The sequence below is a fragment of the Phocaeicola faecium genome, from assembly GCF_014837055.1.
GTDB classification, from domain to species: Bacteria; Bacteroidota; Bacteroidia; order Bacteroidales; family Bacteroidaceae; genus Phocaeicola; species Phocaeicola gallinarum.
Window position 1 is genome coordinate 292,928 of record NZ_JACSPQ010000001.1, and the last position, 17,931, is coordinate 310,858.

Below are 17,931 nucleotides of genomic sequence, written 5' to 3' on the forward strand. Positions count from 1 at the left end.
TGTTATAACTTTTTATCGGATATAAGTCGTGCGATACGTGTCTTGCTTTGAGCGTTTTTCGTCATCAGGTACACATGTTTATACGCATCGCGGTTTAACTCAGTGGGCGACCCGTTAATCAGGATGATGTTACGGTCGTTGGCAAATTTCAGAATCCCGTTGACATTGTTCGGATGGAGTTTCCCGATTTCATCCATCATGCAATGCAGCTTGAAATCCTTGAATTTGCGGGAAGCCCCCTCCTTAAATACGTTCAGCAGCATGATGTTAATCATGGCTTTAACCAAAATGTCTGTTCCTTCCGAACCCACGTTCGACAATTTTTCCACGAATCCGGTATCGTTGTTGTTTTCTACGATGCGGAAGCGTAATTCAAACGAATCGTACAGGCGGATGGAGTCGTAACGGTAAGCGTAGATTTCTTTGATGAAATCCCGGAGCAAGTTTATCGCCTCCTGTTTTACCAGTTGCTCGTTTTCCGAAGAAAAGAGGGTAGTACCCGGGGCAAGGTCGTAAGCATGTTCGTTATAATACTTTTGTATGTTACGCAGCGTGCTTACCACTCGGTTGCTGCTTTCTTCTATTTTCATTTCGATGCGTTGGATTACTCCTACGAAATTACACGTCTGGAATCCCTTGTTTACTTTATTTATCAAGTCTTGAATATCATCCTCCGATGCGGTGAGCATCGACGTATCCATGCTGATGCGCTTAAATACATCCGAGTGTGTATCGTTGATACGTTTTACAAACTCATCGATTCGGTTTTCTTCCACAAAGTCGTGAAGCTCTTCAGCAAAGCGGAGGTACTCCCAGTCTTCGGTAAACTTGGTAGGAAACTTAAACGTGTTGTCTTCGCCGAAGTGTGATGTAAACAGAACCACAGCCTTGCGCAGGTCATTTTTTATCTGGTTACATTTGCTTTCTGTCCTGCTCAATATTTCAATTAAATCCGAACAGTTTTTCTGCGTGTCCGCATCCGCTGTCTGGTGGTCGGCGGTAAATATATCCTGATGAGGTTTGTACCACTCGTATGATTCTATTTTCCCGTACGCCTCCATGTCGTTCTGCAACTTTTGTAATACTTTTTCCGCTTCCTGATAAGCCTGCTCCTGCACATTTATTTGCTCTTGCAGGATATTCGATTCCTTGCGCAGCGTTTCCTGTTCCTGCTTCAGAAGCGATGTTTTAGCCTCTTGCTCCAATGCCCATTCCTGTATATGGTCTATCCAGTCGCGCTTGTCTTTATGAAACTCGATAATCAGTGTCTCATGTTCTTTTATGAAGTTCAGTTCCTTCTTCAGCTCGTTTAACTGGACGGCTATCTGCTGCAGACGCTCTGTATCCGCTCCCTGTGAATGAAGCTCCTCGTCCATTTGTTTGCGGTAGGCTTTCTTTTCGGCAGCAATGCGCTGTTGCTCCTCCCGTTCTTCGTGCTCCACATTTTCCACTAATTGGCGAAGCTCTTTCTCCGCCTCCTTTTCCTGCTCCGTCCAAAGCTGTTTTATGGCTTGCTGCTTTTCGGTACGTTCATGGTTCAGGTTATTCAGCTTTTCATCAATGCGCTGTAATTCCAGCTTTAATTGCTGTTCTTCTGCCACTAAAAGCTTCAGTTGTGCGCTTCGTTCTTCTTCTGCCTTTTGTTTCAGATTTTCCAAGTCGAGCATGTCCTTTTGGTATTGCTTCTCCAGCTTTTCCTGCTCGTATTCTTGAACTCGTATAATTTCGCGCTGCTCTTTAATGACAGGTAGGTATTTATACTTGAGTTGCTCTACCAGTTTTTCCTGATCTTGTTGCAGATGTTGTATTTCGGCAGCTATTTCGGCAAGGCGTTTCTCTCCTGCTTCTTTCTCTTTCTGATAGTCGTTGATTGACTTGATAGGACGATTTACTTCGTCAAGGTTTAGCGAAATGCCATAGAAAGAAGTATCGTCTGTGCCCGACAGTTGTGGAGAAAGGTTGGTTTGCCACAGCACCGATTCGTCGCACAGCTTCCCGATGTTGTCTTCCCAACCCTTTTTGTTATCCTTCAGCCATCCCTGAAGCGTGTGTTTGCTGTTGCGCAAGAAAGTGTCAAGTTCCTCAACACGAGGGCGTAGCTGCTGCTGTTCAGCCTGAAGCTGCGACAAAGCGTCTTCTGTTTCCCGCTCCTTCTTTTGCCGTTCTTCTTCCCATTTCAAGTTGGTTTCTTTGATGATAAGCTCAGCCTGCTCCTTACGGTTTATCTTACTCATTTGCAGCCCGGTGTACGACTGGATGCGATGTTTCAGTTCCTCCAGTTCCTCTTTAAAGAATACCTCTTTGCGGCAAGTCTCTATACGGAAGCGAAGTGCGGTTAGCGCATTCTGTTTCTCGCTTCTCTCCGGATGAAGCTGTTCCGACAGTTCCTGATACTTATGAAACAAAGCCTCGACAGCCTCCTCGCGTTGCCTGCCGATGTCTTTCATACGTTTCGTGAGCGTTTGGTTCAGTTCCTCTTTCTGACGCAGCTTTGCCGCATGGATTTTATTCCATTCCTCGTTCAGCCCGTTAATCAGCCGTTCGTATTTGGTCGAAGTCTCTTCGTACTGCGAGGTCAGTGTGTGCTGTTGTTTTTCCAGACTTTCTTGACGGCTTGCCAATTCTTCTTTTTTAGCCGATCGCTCAATGATGTGGTGGATGTTTATTCGTTCGTATTCCTTTTCTTTCTTCCGTGCCTTTTGCAGTTCGCTGTCAAGGATGGTGAGTCGGTCATGCAACTCGTCGCAACGTGATTGTGATTGCTTTTGTAACTCTTTTTTACGGTTTTGCAACACGTTCCGTTCGGTTTCGGCCTTTTCCTGTTTTTCTTTCCACACGGGATATTTGGCCTGTGCTTGGCGGAAAGCTACAGCCAGCTCCCGACAGCCCTGTACCAATGCCGTTTTAAGTTTTGCCACTTCTGCCGAATAGCCGATGATGTCCGTAGCCTGTTTGCGGGTTTCCCGCTTACGGAATTCCTCGATGTCGCGCAGACGTGTTTCGAAGTTCTTCAGATGCTCTTTGTAACTGTTCAGGTCGATGGCAGTCTCTTCCTCGTTGAGCGATGATATGATAGTCTTTTTAATGAATTCGGCATCCAGCTTAGAGTTTAACAATACATTTTGAATGGTGCGCGGAATATTCTGAAACTGTTTGCTCTCCATCAGCGAATACTTGCGCATATCTGCCTCCACGCCGTTTCCGTACAGGATATTCCGGTATTCTTCGTAAGTATAAATGATGCGCGAATAATCTACTCCGTACTGGTCGAGCATGGCACGGATGCGGTCGGTTCCACTGTATGCCGTGCGGTTTTCGTCCACAAAGAACTCTTTGCGATAAGGCGAGTCGATGAAACGGAAGCAGATGCGGTTCATCGACTTAAAGGTAAGTATGCAGAACGCTCCCTTTTCAGTAGTCACTTCGTAAACGATGTACGAGTTGGCATACGGGAAATAATACTCCGCGTAACTCTGTTTCTCTACCGGGATGCCGAGCTTTTGCGTGTCGGCATTATAGAAAAACAGGATGGAGCGCAACACGGTACTCTTGCCCACTCCTTGCGTACCGATGAAATGTACGTTCCCATCCAAGAAAATATCATCCGCGTAAGGGATGTTTGCACTATTGATAAATATGATTCTATTCAGGTTTCTCATCTTCTTCCGTCTCGTCGTAAATGTTAATACTTTCTATCAGTCGTTCCAGATAGTGCCACGCACTCATTACTTTATATGTATTCGTCTTGTCGTTTTCCAATTCTAAAAACGAATCTTTCGTAAGTTGGCGAATCACGTTGTCAAGTATATCTTTACGGATGTCTTTGTCCGAAAAGTGCTTGCGGAGGCTGTCCAGCTTGTTTTGTAACACTACATTGATGTTCGCCTCTACCAATATCTGTTCGGGTTGAAACCGATATCCCGGCCCGAACGTCTCGTCGTAAGTCTTAAACAGGTCGAGCACGTCAATCCAGTAGTACGCGCGCTGTATTTTTTGTTCCAGCGTCATGCGCGGTTCGTTTCGCGAAAAGTAGAAATACTCGTTGCCATGTTCCAGCGTGTAACCTATCTGGGCAAAGAACAGCGAGAGTGATTCAAAGTTGTCTTCTATCTGGTCGTAAAGATTGCGCAAGGTTTCGTCTACGCTGTTCGAGCTGATAAACAAACCCTTTTGCAAGTATTCAAATATATTGCCTGTCGAGTCAGGGATTCGTATATTTAATTCCATACCGTGAAAAATTTAATTATTAGGATACGTCGGGATATATCTTGGCGTATTCATATTGATGATACACACCGTATTCGTCTGTAATGCGCAGATGGTTTTCGTAGAGCGAAACTATCTGGCAGAAAAACGTGGTGCGTTCTTGCTCGCTCACCTCGCGGCGGAAACGGTGATGTATCAGGAACGAGAACAAATCGTCGGGCTGTGCCGCCTCGTCGTTCCACAGCTTTTGCGCCTGTGCCTGAATGTAGTCGTTCAGGGTTTCGTTCAGGTCGATGGTTTCTTGGTAAGTCGCCTGCGTTTCCATCTCTTCCGCACTGAAGGCACCCGCCTCGTTACTCTGTATAGCCTTGCGGTATTGCAGGTTACGGATTACTTTCAAGATGACGGGACGCGCCTCGTCGGTATTCAGGTAAGAGATAGACAGCTTGAATGAAGGCGACGACGTACCCTCGACCAACAGCGAGTGTTCGCGCTCCATAACCTCCGCCAAGTTACTCCGCGTGCGCAGTTCAAACTGGTCTTGCAGGTATTTCAGCTTCTTGATTTTCTCAACCAATACTATCTGGCTCTTAATCTGATTCAGGTAGTTGATGATGTCCTGCTGCGCGCTGATAAGACTGTGTGCCGAAAGCTGAAGCTCCTGACGCAGTTCCAGCAAGATGTTTGCCAGCTCCTCGTCGGTAGCCTGTTGGAAAAACAGACGCTCTTCGTGCAGGATGAGATGCTCCGTAGCATCAATCATCCGCTGAATGTTTATCCGCTTCTTGTCTAAGTTCTCTAACCGCGCAATCTTTATCTGATACGTAGGCTCGTGTTTCACGGCGTGGTCGATGCTGTCTTGCAGGCTCATGATGTTACGTATGGTAGTGTAAGCGATTTTACGGAACGTAATCTTGATGTTACGGATGTAGCTTTCCTTGCGCGACGGGATTCGCTCTTTCAGATAATAATCCATCAGTTCATGCAAGAACTCAATGTTTTCGTCGATGACGGCAGTGTTTATCTCTTCGTTGGCGTTCAGCAGCAACTCGAAGAACTCTTGGAAACGGATATCCAGCGAAACCTCGTTCCCGTTCTGCCGGATAATCTCTTTTTCGATTAATATCTTCAGGCGATTCTCGTCTCCTTTCAGCAACAGAAGCGCATCGGAGTATTTAAAATTTAATATTTTTCTCTTTTCAAACATCTCTGTAAGCAGCCCTCGTGCGGCAGAGACCGTATTGATGATTTCGTTTATTGAGCGGAATATGTACATAATGTTTGTTTAGTCGAAAAATCATGCAAAGGTATGACAAGACGGCGGAATTTCCTAATTTTTGCAGAACTTATAGGCTGCCGATTTTCTATGGGAAGGAACCTCGCACGCTATGGGAAGAAACCTTCTACGCTATGGGAAGCGTAAGTGTTTCCTATGGGTAGAATTTCTGGGTTGTTCGGCTAAAATTTGTACCTTTGTATTTATTTCAATCAAAACCGAAACATAATGGATATATCTACTATTCTGTTGAATCTGAAAATCAAACAGTTAAACCCCATGCAGCAAGCCAGTGTCGAGGCTTGGAAAGAAGGTAACGACCTGATATTGCTTTCGCCCACCGGAACGGGTAAAACATTGGCATACCTGTTTCCGCTGGTAAGTTCGTTGAATCCCGGTGCCGACGGTGTACAGGCGGTGGTACTTGTTCCCTCGCGCGAATTGGCATTGCAAACCGAACAGGTGTTCAAGTCGATGGGTACAGGATTCGGCGTGATGAGCTGTTACGGCGGACGTCCGGCGATGGAAGAACACCGCGTTATGAAAGGACTTCGCCCCTCGGTGATTATCGGTACGCCGGGACGTATGAACGACCATCTGGAAAAACAGAATATCGATGCTTCCACGGTGCGCCTGCTCGTGATAGACGAGTTCGACAAGTGCCTTGAGTTTGGCTTTCAGGATGAAATGGAAGCCGTTATCGGCAAGTTGCCGCGTCTGCGCCGACGCTTCCTGCTTTCGGCTACCGATGCCGAAGAGATTCCACACTTTACGGGGTTGAACCGCGTATCGAAACTGAATTTTCTGGACGGGAAAGAGGAAGTGGAAGAACGCTTGCAGTTGTATAAGGTAGATTCTCCCATAAAAGATAAGCTCGAAACTCTTTACAAACTGATTTGCTGTTTAGGCAACGAGTCTACACTGGTGTTCTGTAACCACCGCGAGAGCGTAGACCGGGTAGGGAAGTATCTCCACTCGATGAAAGTTTATTGCGAAACCTTTCACGGCGGCATGGAGCAGGACGACCGCGAACGGGCGTTGTATAAGTTCCGTAACGGAAGCTGCTCGGTATTTATTTCTACCGACTTGGCGGCACGCGGACTTGACATCCCCAACGTAAAACACATCATCCATTACCACCTGCCGTTGTCGGAAGAAGGTTTTACCCACCGCAACGGGCGTACTGCGCGCTGGGATGCCGTGGGCAGCGCATACATTATTCTGCACCCCGAAGAACAACTGCCCGCCTATATCCCGTCGGAACCCGAAGAGTTTGTTTTCCCCGAAACCATTCCCGCACCCGCCTTGCCCGAATACATTACATTATATATAGGTAAAGGGAAAAAAGATAAGATTAATAAAGTAGACATCGTAGGATTCTTGTCGAAAAAAGGAAATTTGAGCCGCGAGGAAGTGGGCAGAATCGACGTGAAAGACCACTATGCCTTTGCTGCCATTTCGCGGAAAAAGGTGAAACAAACGTTAAAATTGATACAAAATGAAAAGATTAAGGGGGTAAAAACTTTGATAGGACCGGCAAAGTAATAACTTTGTGACATTACATCTGTTTTACGCTCCCCCTGCAAGAGGGTGTCTTTCTGACCTGCCGCAAGTACGATTTTCGTGCGGACGCTTATTTTATGTGTCTGTATTTGTCAAAATGTTAGTTATCGGCTTATCTGCTTGTTAAAATGAAAGAATATTTGAGGTGAACGCATAAAATTATTAGGATTTCTTTTGGAAGTCTAAAAATAATAGCTATATTCGCAAAGTGTGAGTTTAGAAATCTATTGTTTAACCAAAACAAACATCCAAATGAAAAAACATAATTTTAATGCGGGACCTTCTATATTGCCTCGCGAAGTAATCGAAAAAACGGCTCAGGCTATACTGGATTTTAACGGTTCGGGACTTTCGCTGATGGAAATCAGTCACCGCGCTAAAGACTTCCAGCCGGTGGTAGACGAAGCGGTAGCTTTGTTTAAAGAACTTCTGAATACCCCCGAAGGCTATTCGGTATTGTTCTTAGGCGGAGGAGCAAGTCTGGAGTTCTGTATGGTTCCCTATAATTTCCTTGAAAAGAAAGCAGCTTATCTGAATACCGGTACATGGGCAAAGAAGGCGATGAAAGAAGCAAAAGCCTTTGGCGAAGTGGTTGAAGTCGCTTCGTCTGCCGATGCCAACTATACATTTATCCCGAAAGACTATGAAGTTCCGGCAGATGTGGATTATTTCCATATCACAACCAATAATACGATTTACGGTACGGAACTTCATGCCGACCTTGATGTAAACGTGCCGATGGTAGCCGACATGTCATCGGATATATTCTCTCGTCCCATTGATGTATCTAAATATATATGTATATACGGTGGCGCGCAGAAGAATCTGGCTCCGGCGGGCGTTACTTTCGTTATCGTGAAAAATGATGCGGTAGGTAAGGTGTCACGCTATATTCCTACGATGTTGAACTATCAGACTCATATCGAAAAGGGGTCAATGTTTAACACTCCTCCGGTAGTGCCTATTTATGCGGCTTTACAGACGCTGCGCTGGCTGAAAGCACAGGGCGGGGTAGAGGAAATGCAACGCCGCGCACGCCAGCGTGCTGAGATGTTGTATGCAGAGATAGACCGTAACAAATTGTTCCGCGGTACGGTAACTGCGGTTGAAGACCGTTCGTACATGAATATCTGTTTCGTAATGGCAGACGAATACAAAGACCTTGAGGCGGATTTCCTGAAATTTGCAACCGAAAAGGGCATGGTAGGTATCAAGGGACATCGTTCTGTGGGAGGATTCCGCGCTTCATGCTACAACGCAATGCCGGTAGAAAGCGTACAGGCATTGATAGACTGTATGCAGGAATTTGAGAAAAACCATTAAAAAACGGAGGGCGTATGAAAGTTTTAATAGCAACCGAGAAACCGTTTGCCAAAATTGCGGTAGACGGCATTCGTAAAGAAATAGAAGCTGCGGGCTATGAATTGGCTTTGTTGGAAAAATATACGGACAAGGCACAGTTGCTGGATGCGGTAAAAGACGCGAATGCGATTATCATCCGGAGTGACATCATCGACAATGAAGTGCTCGACGCAGCCAAAGAACTGAAGATAGTGGTTCGTGCCGGGGCCGGTTACGATAACGTGGATTTGGAAGCCGCTACCGCCCACGGTGTATGCGTGATGAATACTCCGGGACAAAACTCGAACGCCGTGGCAGAACTGGCATTCGGACTGATGATTATGGCTGTCCGTAATTTCTACGACGGCAAGTCGGGTACGGAACTGATGGGTAAGAAGTTGGGTATCCATGCTTACGGAAACGTAGGACGGAACGTAGCTCGCATCGCCAAAGGTATCGGTATGGAAATTTACGCTTACGATGCTTATTGTCCGAAAGAAGCAATGGAAGCAGATGGTATCATCCCCGTAAATACGGCAGAGGAACTGTATGAAAAATGTAACGTAGTATCGCTTCACATTCCGGCTACTGCCGAAACAAAAAACTCCATCAACTATGAGCTGGTGAACCGGATGCCGAAAAACGGACTGCTGGTAAACACGGCGCGTAAAGAAGTTATCAATGAAGCCGATTTGCTCCGCCTGATGCATGACCGTCCGGATTTGAAATACGTAACAGACATCATGCCGGTTCATCATGCCGAGTTTGCAGAACAATGTCCGGGACGTTACTTCTCTACTCCGAAAAAAATGGGGGCACAGACTGCCGAGGCAAACATCAATGCCGGCATCGCAGCCGCCAAGCAGATTGTAGGATTCCTGAAAGACGGATGCGAACGGTTCAGGGTAAACAAGAAATGATTTGGAAACCGGTTTTCCCGTTATAGCATGTAGGGGAGGGAAGATAACCCGCCCCTACATTGTTTATAAGGAAGTCGTAACTAATGATATTAACCTCAGATTTAAGATTATGGTAAAAATAAAACCTTTCAAGGGCATTCGTCCTCCTAAAGACTTGATTGAACAAGTGGCTTCACGCCCGTACGACGTACTCAACTCTGCCGAGGCGCGTGAAGAAGCAGCCGGAAACGAGAAATCGCTTTATCACATCATTAAACCTGAAATCGATTTTCCCGAAGGAACGGATGAGCATGACCCGCGTGTGTATGAGAAAGCGGCGGAGAACTTTCGGATGTTTCAGGAAAAAGGCTGGCTGGTACAGGATGAAAAACCATGTTATTACGTCTATGCCCAAACCATGAATGGCAAAACGCAATACGGGTTGGTGGTAGGAGCTTATGTGCCCGACTATATGAACGGGGCGATAAAGAAACATGAACTTACCCGCCGCGATAAGGAGGAAGACCGCATGAAACACGTGCGTGTAAATAATGCAAACATCGAACCGGTGTTTTTTGCGTATCCGGAAAATGCCGAACTTGATGCGATTGTGGCGAAATACGTCGCTCGCAAACCGGAATACGATTTTGTGGCTCCGGGAGATGGATTCGGACATACGTTCTGGGTAATTGATGAAGATTCGGATATCGATGCCATCACTGCTGCATTTGAAAAGATGCCTGCCATGTATATTGCCGACGGACATCACCGCAGCGCGGCGGCAGCGTTGGTGGGAGCGGAGAAGGCTACGCAGAATCCTAACCACAAGGGCGACGAGGAGTATAATTACTTCATGGCGGTATGTTTCCCTGCCAACCAACTGACCATCATTGACTATAACCGGGTAGTAAAAGACTTGAATGGCTTGACTCCCGAACAGTTCTTGCAGGCATTGTCGGAACATTTCATCGTAGAGGAAAAAGGTACGGAAGTTTACAAACCCGCAGCCTTGCATAACTTCTCACTGTACGTTGACGGTAAATGGTATAGTTTGACAGCTAAGCCGGGAACATACGACGATAACGACCCGATAGGTGTACTTGACGTGACGATTTCTTCAAACCTTATTTTAGACAAGGTATTGGGTATAAAAGATTTACGCTCCGACAAACGCATCGACTTTGTAGGCGGTATACGCGGATTGGGTGAACTGAAGAAACGGGTTGACAGTGGCGAGATGAAAATGGCGTTGGCGCTTTATCCGGTATCGATGAAGCAACTGATGGACATTGCCGATACAGGTAATATCATGCCTCCCAAGACTACATGGTTTGAGCCGAAGCTCCGTTCAGGTCTGGTTATTCATAAACTTGAATAGTTTTGTGGAAAGCAGAATGTAAACAGACTTTCATTTTGAGTGCGGATTACAGGGATTGATTTTATGTTAGTAACTCCATTGTAATCCGCATTTAAGAGTTTGTTTAGATTTTGCTCTGCCTCAGTTTGAGAATTGTTTTCGAGGATGTTTTTCGGTTCTTACGAGGATGATAGCGGGCTATCTGACGAGTGAAAACGGGGAAACAGACCGGAAACAAACTCAAAAAAGGGCGGATAAAATACTTAATCGGAAAATTTAAGCAGGTTCTCAATATTTATTAAAATGAAATTAACTCCGTGAAATCCTTATAAATACCATTCGTCAGAAAAAGAAAAAACATTACCTTTGCACGCTAATTTGGTAAAGTTGACAGAGAATGATGAATACAACGGTTAAAGGATATGCGTATGGAGCTATCGCGGCAGCCAGTTACGGGCTGAATCCTTTGTTTACACTTCCGCTTTATAAAGCGGGATTAACTCCTGATTCTGTATTGTTCTATCGTTACGGACTGGCGGTAGTCATGTTAGGCATTTTGATGAAACTGCAAAAACAGTCTTTTGCGCTTCGGCGGAAAGAGGTGCTTCCGCTGTTTGTGATGGGAATGCTGATGGCTTTTTCTTCGCTCGCACTTTTTATCAGCTATAATTACATGGCAGCGGGTATTGCTTCTACCATCTTGTTTATCTATCCGGTGTTGGTAGCTGTCATCATGGCTGTTTTCTTTAAAGAGAAACTTTCTATGATAACCATATTGTCTATCGCCTTAGCGTTTTTCGGAATCTCGTTGCTGTATAAAGGAGACGGTGAAACGTTAAGTTTCGTGGGTACGGTGCTTGTTCTTATTTCCTCTTTGACTTATGCGCTTTATATAATAGGTGTCAACCGCTCCGTGTTGCGTGATATGCCTACCTCTAAATTAACTTTCTACGCATTGGTATTCGGGGCGAGTGTTTTCTTTGTACGCCTGAAGTTTGGTGCCTCGTTGAGTCCTATCCATGAACCTTTGCTTTGGTTGAATCCCATAGCGCTGGCATTGTTTCCCACCGTTATTTCGTTGGTAACAATGGCTAAGGCTGTTCATTACGTGGGGTCTACGCCTACTGCCATATTGGGCGCATTAGAACCGATTACGGCATTGTTTTTCGGTGTGATGATATTCGGAGAACCACTTACTCCGCGTATCGTTTTAGGCATTATTCTGGTGTTGTCGGCTGTTACGCTGATTATTGTGGGTAAATCGTTGGTAAAAACGATTCGTATTCGTATTTTTCATCATTAATTCTTCAACTTGTGGACGATACATATAAAACCATATCCGGTATATCAGAATCTGTTTTCACCGAAAAACGAAGCAAGTTTATTGCGATTGCCATTCCGGTGCGTTCGGTAGCAGAAATAAAAAACTTGTTAGAACAATATCAGAAAAAGTATTACGATGCACGTCACGTTTGTTACGCTTACATGTTAGGTCCGGAGCGCAAAGACTTCCGTGCCAACGACAACGGAGAGCCTTCGGGCACGGCAGGAAAACCCATTTTGGGGCAAATAAACTCGCATGAGCTGACTGATGTGCTGGTTATTGTAGTGCGTTATTTCGGAGGAATCAAATTAGGTACAAGCGGATTGATTGTGGCATATCGTACAGCAGCTTCCCAAGCATTGGCTGAGGCTACGGTTATTGAAAAAACGGTAGATGACGAAGTTACCGTTGCGTTTGAATATCCGTTTATGAACGACGTGATGCGTATCGTAAAAGAAGAGTCGCCCGAAATCATGGAACAATCGTACGATATGGATTGCATCATGACCTTGCGCATCCGGAAATCACAAATGCCTCGCCTTCGTTCCCGTCTCGAAAAAGTAGAAACCTTACGCTTTCCCGAAGATACATCTGTCTGATATTTTTTATTTGCATAGCCTGTGACGGATGAATCAGACTTCCGCCGAACAAGTGTACGGATTATTTGTTTTTATATAATAAATTCAGTATATTTGCGATAGCAACCTTAAAGCGAGGTTTTATGAGAGGTTTGATTCTTTGGGTGATAGGAATGTTGTTGATGGCGGGATGCCACAACCAAGCATTAGACGAAACTCTTGCAGTGGGGCAGGATGTTGAGCCGGTTGATACGGCTTATGCAGAGCAGCCGGCAGAAGAAAAAGTATTAACGGCAGCCGATATTACACTAACCAAAGAATTGATATTCGATCGTTATACTCCCGAAAAAGATGTTTATCCGTATCAAGATACAGTGCGTTCGTTCAAGTGGGACGTGATGCGGCAGTGTCTGGCTTTTATCGAAAACATGCAAGCCAAAGAGGATGTCCGCTGGGGAGTTTTCCAAAATTATAAAAATCGTAACGGGGAAGCCCCTGTGGTGCGTGAGTTTGTGCGTAACGCTTACCGTCGCGTGTCCGACACGCTGGGCGTGGAACGCTACCAGTCTGTGCCTCTTTACCTTCCGACGGACACGCTGGTGCCCGAACGTTATGGTCGTGACGGTTTTCTGGTGCAGGTTATCGAGCAGACTGGCGGATTCTACCGTGTCTATCCTGTGACAATGGAGGAAGAATACCTTGTTCCGAGCCGTTATGTAAAACAACTTTCCGATACGACGGCTTTCCGGCATGTCATTTTTGTCGACCGCCAAGACCAGAATATCGCAACGGTAGAGCAGACAGGAAATCAAGAGTGGAAAGTGCGCAGCATGAATCCTGCCACTACCGGACGACATGCACCGCCCTACGCCCAAGAAACACCGTTGGGTATGTTTTTGCTTCAGGAAAAAAAGCAGCGCATGATTTTTCTGAAAGACGGTTCTTCAGCACTGGGAGGATATGCTCCCTACGCCAGCCGCTTTACAAACGGGGCATACATTCACGGTGTGCCGGTAAACGTGCCGCGCACGGCAATGATTGAATACAGTTGGTCGCTCGGAACCACGCCGCGTTCCCACATGTGTGTGCGGAATGCTACGTCTCATGCCAAGTTTATTTTCGATTGGGCACCTACCGAAAACTCGCTGGTGGTAGTAATCGAATAAATCTTACACAGAACCTGTTTGAACCTTTCCTTCCGCCGAAAACAAGGCAGGAAATATCCTCCGTTATACCCCGAAAAACGCTACCGTTAGTGTTATCCATTTCATGCGGATGCGTTAACCATTTCTACCCATAGTGTTGACTGGTTCTATGGGTAGAATTTCGAGCCTTATCTTGAGGTGGGAGATTCTCTGCTACTCCGGCAAAAATATTTTCCGATGACAAAGTGTTAATTGTTTAGTAATCTTGATATTATATCAAGAATATTCCGTAACTTTGCCGCCGTTCTTTATTTAGCCTGTTTATGCGACGATTCATACTATCTACATGCTTTTTACTTCTTCCTTGTACAAGTTTGTTGACAGGGCATCCCTCTGTATGCAGCGAGGTGATAGCTGAAGCCAAAACCGATAAAGTGGCAGAACTTTACCGCTCCATGCAACTGGAAGGCGTGGTCAACTGGAAGGCTTTCCGTCAGGCGGTGGCGGGATATGAAAAGATTGAAGAGCGCAAGCGCGACATTCTTACCCTGATTGATTTTTCGAAGCCCTCTACCGAAGAGCGTCTGTACGTGTTCGACATGAAAAAGCACCGATTACTTTTCTCTTCAGTCGTATCTCACGGAAAAAACAGCGGCAATAACTACGCCACTTCTTTCTCAAACGAATACGGCTCTTATAAAAGTTCTTTAGGATTTTATCTCACCGAGTCGACCTATCAAGGCAAGAACGGCTACTCTCTTATCTTGAACGGACTGGAGAAGGGGATAAACGACCGTGCCCGCGAGCGTGCCATCGTAGTCCACGGAGCCGCATACGCCGACCCCTCGGTAGTAGCCCGCGGCGGACGCTTGGGCAGGAGTTTCGGTTGTCCCGCCCTTCCCCCCAAACTTTCTCGTCCGATAATCGATGCTATTAAAGGCGGCAGCGTAATGTACATTTACGCCGATGCTTCGGATTATTTGGCACACAGCACAATCTTGGAAACCCGCGATTTGCTTTGATTGTTTTTAATATGGACTAAAATATAGTCCTTGATGTGTCTGTCTTTCCATATTTATGTTACTTTTGTATTATAAATATCATAATAGTCACCTCAACTAATATTAGAAAGATGAAAAAACATGTCGTTTGTTACTGCAAAGCGGTGATTACCGCTTTCTTGCTCAGTCTGTGTGTGGGTTTATATGCCCAAAATACCAAACCGTTTGTTATTCCGGAATTGAAAGAATGGAAGGGAGCGGATGGATTTTTTATTCCCGGTGAGAGTTCGCGTATTATTTATAAAAACGATGCACTGAAAGGTGTGGCCCAACAGTTTGCTGCAGATTATCAAACGATGTTCGGGCGGTATCTTGAAGTAGCTCAAGGAAAGCCGCAAAAGGGAGATTTTGTACTTGCCTACGGAAAAAATAAAAAACTGGGAACGGAAGGATACGAAATCAATGTAACGGATGTGGTGAAAATATCGGCTCTTAATACCACAGGAGCGTATTGGGCTACACGTACGTTGCTTCAAATCAGCGAACAGGAAGATAACAGGCAGTTGCCTAAAGGCTATATGCGCGATTGTCCGGACTACGGAACCCGTGGATTCGTAATCGATTGTGGACGTAAGTTTATTCCAATGTCCTATCTGCGCGACCTTGTTAAAATCATGTCGTATTATAAAATGAACTTCCTTCATATCGTATTAAACAACAATGGTTTCAAGCAATATTTCAATAATGATTGGAATCGTACTTATGGGGCATTCAGGTTAGAATGTGAGACTTTTCCCGGTCTGACCGCGCGCGACGGTTATTATACCAAGAAAGAATTTATTGATTTCCAAAAAGAGGCTTCTGCTCAGTTTGTTGAAATTATTCCGGAAATAGACTCTCCTGCACACTCGCTTCCGTTTACCCATTATAAACCCGAATTGGGCAGTGAGGAATACGGAATGGACCATCTGAACCTGTCGAATCCCGAAGTGTATACTTTCATGGATGCGCTTTTCAAAGAATACCTTGAAGGAGAAGAACCCGTATTTCAAGGCCCGAAAGTACATATCGGTACAGATGAGTATTCTAACAAGAAAAAAGAAGTGGTAGAACAGTTCCGTGCTTATACCGACCATTACATTAAGTATATAGAGAGCTTTGGCAAGCAAGCCTGCGTATGGGGTGCGCTTACCCATGCAAATGGTAAGACTCCTGTAAAATCAGAGAATGTAATAATGTATACATGGTACAATGGTTTTGCTGCTCCGAAAGATATGGTTGAACAAGGATATAAGATAATCAGTATTCCCGATGGGTTGACTTACATTGTTCCGCAGGCGGGTTATTATTATGATTATTTGAATATCAAAAACCTGTACGATGAATGGACGCCTGCCCATGTGGGTGATGTAGTTTTCGACGAGAAAGATCCGGCTATTGTGGGCGGTATGTTTGCCGAGTGGAATGATATTGTTGGCAACGGAGTTTCTGTAAAAGATATTCATCATCGTGTGTTCCCTGCGCTTCAGACGGTAGCGACGAAAACATGGAATACATCTCCTTCATTGCCTTTCAGTGAGTTTGATACGTATAGAAAAACATTTAGCGAGGCTCCCGGCGTAAATCAGTTGGCGAGAATAGGGGATACTCCGGGAATTGTATACGAAAAAGAAGAACTGAAGGCAGGCGACAAGCTCCCTTATCCTGAGATAGGCTATGATTATACTGTAACATTTGATGTGGAAGCATCGGAAGAAGATTTCGGAACAGAATTATTCAGGTCGCCTAATGCGGTATTCTACCTTTCAGATCCGATAAAAGGAATGTTTGGTTTTGCCCGTGATGGATATTTGAACACATTTGATTTCCGCCCTTACCCCAAAGAAAAATTCACTGTCACAATAATGGGCGACAACGTTTCTACCTCGTTATTTATCAATAATAAACTGATTGAGCGGATGGATGTTGAAAAACGTTATCTCAATGGCGGCATAGAAGAAAAAAATAATTTTATACGCACGTTGGTGTTCCCATTGGAAACGGCAGGAAACTTTAAGAGTAAGATTACAAATTTGAAGATATATAATTATAAAAAAGAGTAACATTTCTTGTCTTCTTGTTGCATTTCAAAGAAAAGAGAAGTAACAAAGAGAGGGTGTCAAGATTCAGTTTATTAATCTGAAACTTGACACCCTTTATTGGTAATAAGAAAAAGCCGTATCAATCCTATTCTAAGTAATGATTTGACGCAAGATTTGATGTTGCCATTTTGGTAAACATTTGGTAAATATTCGTGTTTATTCTGCGCGAAAATCGTGTAAAACCGCATAATAAAAATAGGCGGACAAAACCTGTTTAAAAGGTTTTATCCGCCTTATTTATCTGTAAATTAGGTTTCTTTTATGCTTCCTCAATAGCAGCCTGCGCCACTTTCATATACGATTATTCCCCAATAGGTTACATTGCCAGTGTATGTGAAGTGTATGCGCTTTGGTATGACTTTTTTCTAAAGCTGCTACTTTCTTAGCATTATTATTCTATCGCAGCTTGGGCCTCTCCAATACATATCTGTATTTCAATAAGATGCAATATTTGTGTATGTAATCTGTATGCATCTTGATACAATGCTTGGAACAGTTGCAATAGATATTAAGGATGAATGATTTGACCTCTCTGTAACGAGATGACGCATTCATTTAAATTTCAGTATTGTTTATTTCCTATCTTTCAATAGTTCAATAATCACGTCCTTATCCTTCAGGTTTGAATCAAGACGTAGAATCTGTGAGTTCAGACTCTCTATTTGCTCTTTCAGAAGCTTGATTGTTTCCCTCAGGTTCTCTGTTTCTTTCTTTTCGCTGGATAACTGTACGGCCAGTTCTGCATCACCTATCAGATTATTTGCATTTCCATCCAATGAAACGGCTGCAAGGTGTGCCGATATATGATGCTGTCTCGGACAGAAAAGGGAAAAGAAATTGAAGTCCAATGCTTCGCTGACTTTAATAAGCCTGCTCGTTTCCATTGTCTCCCTTTCCAGTATGCGGTTTATGTGCTGCTGCGGTACACCTATTTTGCGCCCAAGCTCAGATTTGCTCAATCCAAGCTCGTTGCGTCTTTTGTCGATAGCCTGACCTACATGCACGTGTTTTATGTCATTATCCATGCGATTCCTTCAATAAATATATCTTAAACAATAAATCATCAAACAAATATTTGGTTATATAAACCATTTTATGTT

Annotated in this window: 13 protein-coding genes; 9 read left to right on the forward strand and 4 right to left on the reverse strand. The window is 44.6% G+C overall.

Annotation, left to right across the window (positions count from 1 at the left end):
- Window positions 1-2: 2 nt before the first annotated feature.
- Genes H9626_RS01220 through H9626_RS01230 form a run of 3 tightly spaced genes read right to left on the reverse strand, consistent with a single transcriptional unit; the run spans window position 3 to window position 5,482 of the window.
- Window positions 3-3,659, reverse strand: coding sequence for an ATP-binding protein (locus tag H9626_RS01220; protein WP_191709292.1), 3,657 nt, complete (start codon window positions 3,657-3,659; stop codon window positions 3-5).
- Entirely contained in the window at window positions 3,643-4,227 is a 585-nt protein-coding gene (locus H9626_RS01225; protein WP_178256116.1) for a condensin complex protein MksE, read from the reverse strand. Before H9626_RS01225 ends, H9626_RS01220 begins: the two co-directional genes overlap by 17 nt.
- 19 nt (window positions 4,228-4,246) lie before the next feature.
- Window positions 4,247-5,482, reverse strand: coding sequence for a ubiquitin carboxyl-terminal hydrolase family protein (locus tag H9626_RS01230; protein WP_191709293.1), 1,236 nt, complete (start codon window positions 5,480-5,482; stop codon window positions 4,247-4,249).
- Between the two features lie 228 nt (window positions 5,483-5,710).
- On the opposite strand from H9626_RS01230, the gene H9626_RS01235 reads away from it, so the two are divergent.
- From H9626_RS01235 to H9626_RS01275, 9 genes are all read left to right on the forward strand, one after another.
- Window positions 5,711-7,027: a DEAD/DEAH box helicase gene (locus H9626_RS01235; protein ID WP_191709294.1), complete on the forward strand. Its 1,317-nt coding sequence runs from the start codon at window positions 5,711-5,713 to the stop codon at window positions 7,025-7,027.
- A gap of 270 nt (window positions 7,028-7,297) precedes the next feature.
- Window positions 7,298-8,368: a 3-phosphoserine/phosphohydroxythreonine transaminase gene (gene serC, locus H9626_RS01240; RefSeq protein WP_191709295.1), complete on the forward strand. Its 1,071-nt coding sequence runs from the start codon at window positions 7,298-7,300 to the stop codon at window positions 8,366-8,368.
- Between the two features lie 14 nt (window positions 8,369-8,382).
- Window positions 8,383-9,306, forward strand: coding sequence for an NAD(P)-dependent oxidoreductase (locus H9626_RS01245; protein WP_178256112.1), 924 nt, complete (start codon window positions 8,383-8,385; stop codon window positions 9,304-9,306).
- Between the two features lie 109 nt (window positions 9,307-9,415).
- Complete coding sequence (locus H9626_RS01250; protein WP_191709296.1) at window positions 9,416-10,663, forward strand: DUF1015 domain-containing protein; 1,248 nt, start codon at window positions 9,416-9,418, stop codon at window positions 10,661-10,663.
- Window positions 10,664-11,039: 376 nt separating this feature from the next.
- Window positions 11,040-11,945, forward strand: a complete 906-nt coding sequence (locus tag H9626_RS01255; protein ID WP_191709297.1) for a DMT family transporter — start codon at window positions 11,040-11,042, stop codon at window positions 11,943-11,945.
- A gap of 11 nt (window positions 11,946-11,956) precedes the next feature.
- Window positions 11,957-12,565: an IMPACT family protein gene (locus tag H9626_RS01260; protein ID WP_178256108.1), complete on the forward strand. Its 609-nt coding sequence runs from the start codon at window positions 11,957-11,959 to the stop codon at window positions 12,563-12,565.
- A gap of 122 nt (window positions 12,566-12,687) precedes the next feature.
- Window positions 12,688-13,710, forward strand: coding sequence for a L,D-transpeptidase (locus tag H9626_RS01265; protein ID WP_191709298.1), 1,023 nt, complete (start codon window positions 12,688-12,690; stop codon window positions 13,708-13,710).
- Between the two features lie 302 nt (window positions 13,711-14,012).
- Window positions 14,013-14,711 (forward strand): murein L,D-transpeptidase catalytic domain family protein, encoded by a 699-nt coding sequence (locus tag H9626_RS01270; RefSeq protein WP_191709299.1) that lies wholly within the window; start codon window positions 14,013-14,015, stop codon window positions 14,709-14,711.
- A gap of 110 nt (window positions 14,712-14,821) precedes the next feature.
- Complete coding sequence (locus H9626_RS01275; protein ID WP_191709300.1) at window positions 14,822-16,792, forward strand: beta-N-acetylhexosaminidase; 1,971 nt, start codon at window positions 14,822-14,824, stop codon at window positions 16,790-16,792.
- 611 nt (window positions 16,793-17,403) lie between these two features.
- Here H9626_RS01275 and H9626_RS01280 read toward each other — a convergent pair.
- Window positions 17,404-17,856: a helix-turn-helix domain-containing protein gene (locus tag H9626_RS01280; protein ID WP_008157768.1), complete on the reverse strand. Its 453-nt coding sequence runs from the start codon at window positions 17,854-17,856 to the stop codon at window positions 17,404-17,406.
- Window positions 17,857-17,931: the final 75 nt, after the last annotated feature.

Coding starts and splice junctions, on each gene's coding strand:
- H9626_RS01280 (WP_008157768.1), bottom strand. CDS start 17,856: ATGGATAATGACATAAAACACGTGCATGTAGGTCAGGCTATCGACAAA.
- H9626_RS01225 (WP_178256116.1), bottom strand. CDS start 4,227: ATGGAATTAAATATACGAATCCCTGACTCGACAGGCAATATATTTGAA.
- H9626_RS01235 (WP_191709294.1), top strand. CDS start 5,711: ATGGATATATCTACTATTCTGTTGAATCTGAAAATCAAACAGTTAAAC.
- H9626_RS01250 (WP_191709296.1), top strand. CDS start 9,416: ATGGTAAAAATAAAACCTTTCAAGGGCATTCGTCCTCCTAAAGACTTG.
- H9626_RS01220 (WP_191709292.1), bottom strand. CDS start 3,659: ATGAGAAACCTGAATAGAATCATATTTATCAATAGTGCAAACATCCCT.
- H9626_RS01270 (WP_191709299.1), top strand. CDS start 14,013: ATGCGACGATTCATACTATCTACATGCTTTTTACTTCTTCCTTGTACA.
- H9626_RS01245 (WP_178256112.1), top strand. CDS start 8,383: ATGAAAGTTTTAATAGCAACCGAGAAACCGTTTGCCAAAATTGCGGTA.
- H9626_RS01230 (WP_191709293.1), bottom strand. CDS start 5,482: ATGTACATATTCCGCTCAATAAACGAAATCATCAATACGGTCTCTGCC.
- H9626_RS01275 (WP_191709300.1), top strand. CDS start 14,822: ATGAAAAAACATGTCGTTTGTTACTGCAAAGCGGTGATTACCGCTTTC.
- H9626_RS01255 (WP_191709297.1), top strand. CDS start 11,040: ATGATGAATACAACGGTTAAAGGATATGCGTATGGAGCTATCGCGGCA.
- H9626_RS01265 (WP_191709298.1), top strand. CDS start 12,688: ATGAGAGGTTTGATTCTTTGGGTGATAGGAATGTTGTTGATGGCGGGA.
- serC (WP_191709295.1), top strand. CDS start 7,298: ATGAAAAAACATAATTTTAATGCGGGACCTTCTATATTGCCTCGCGAA.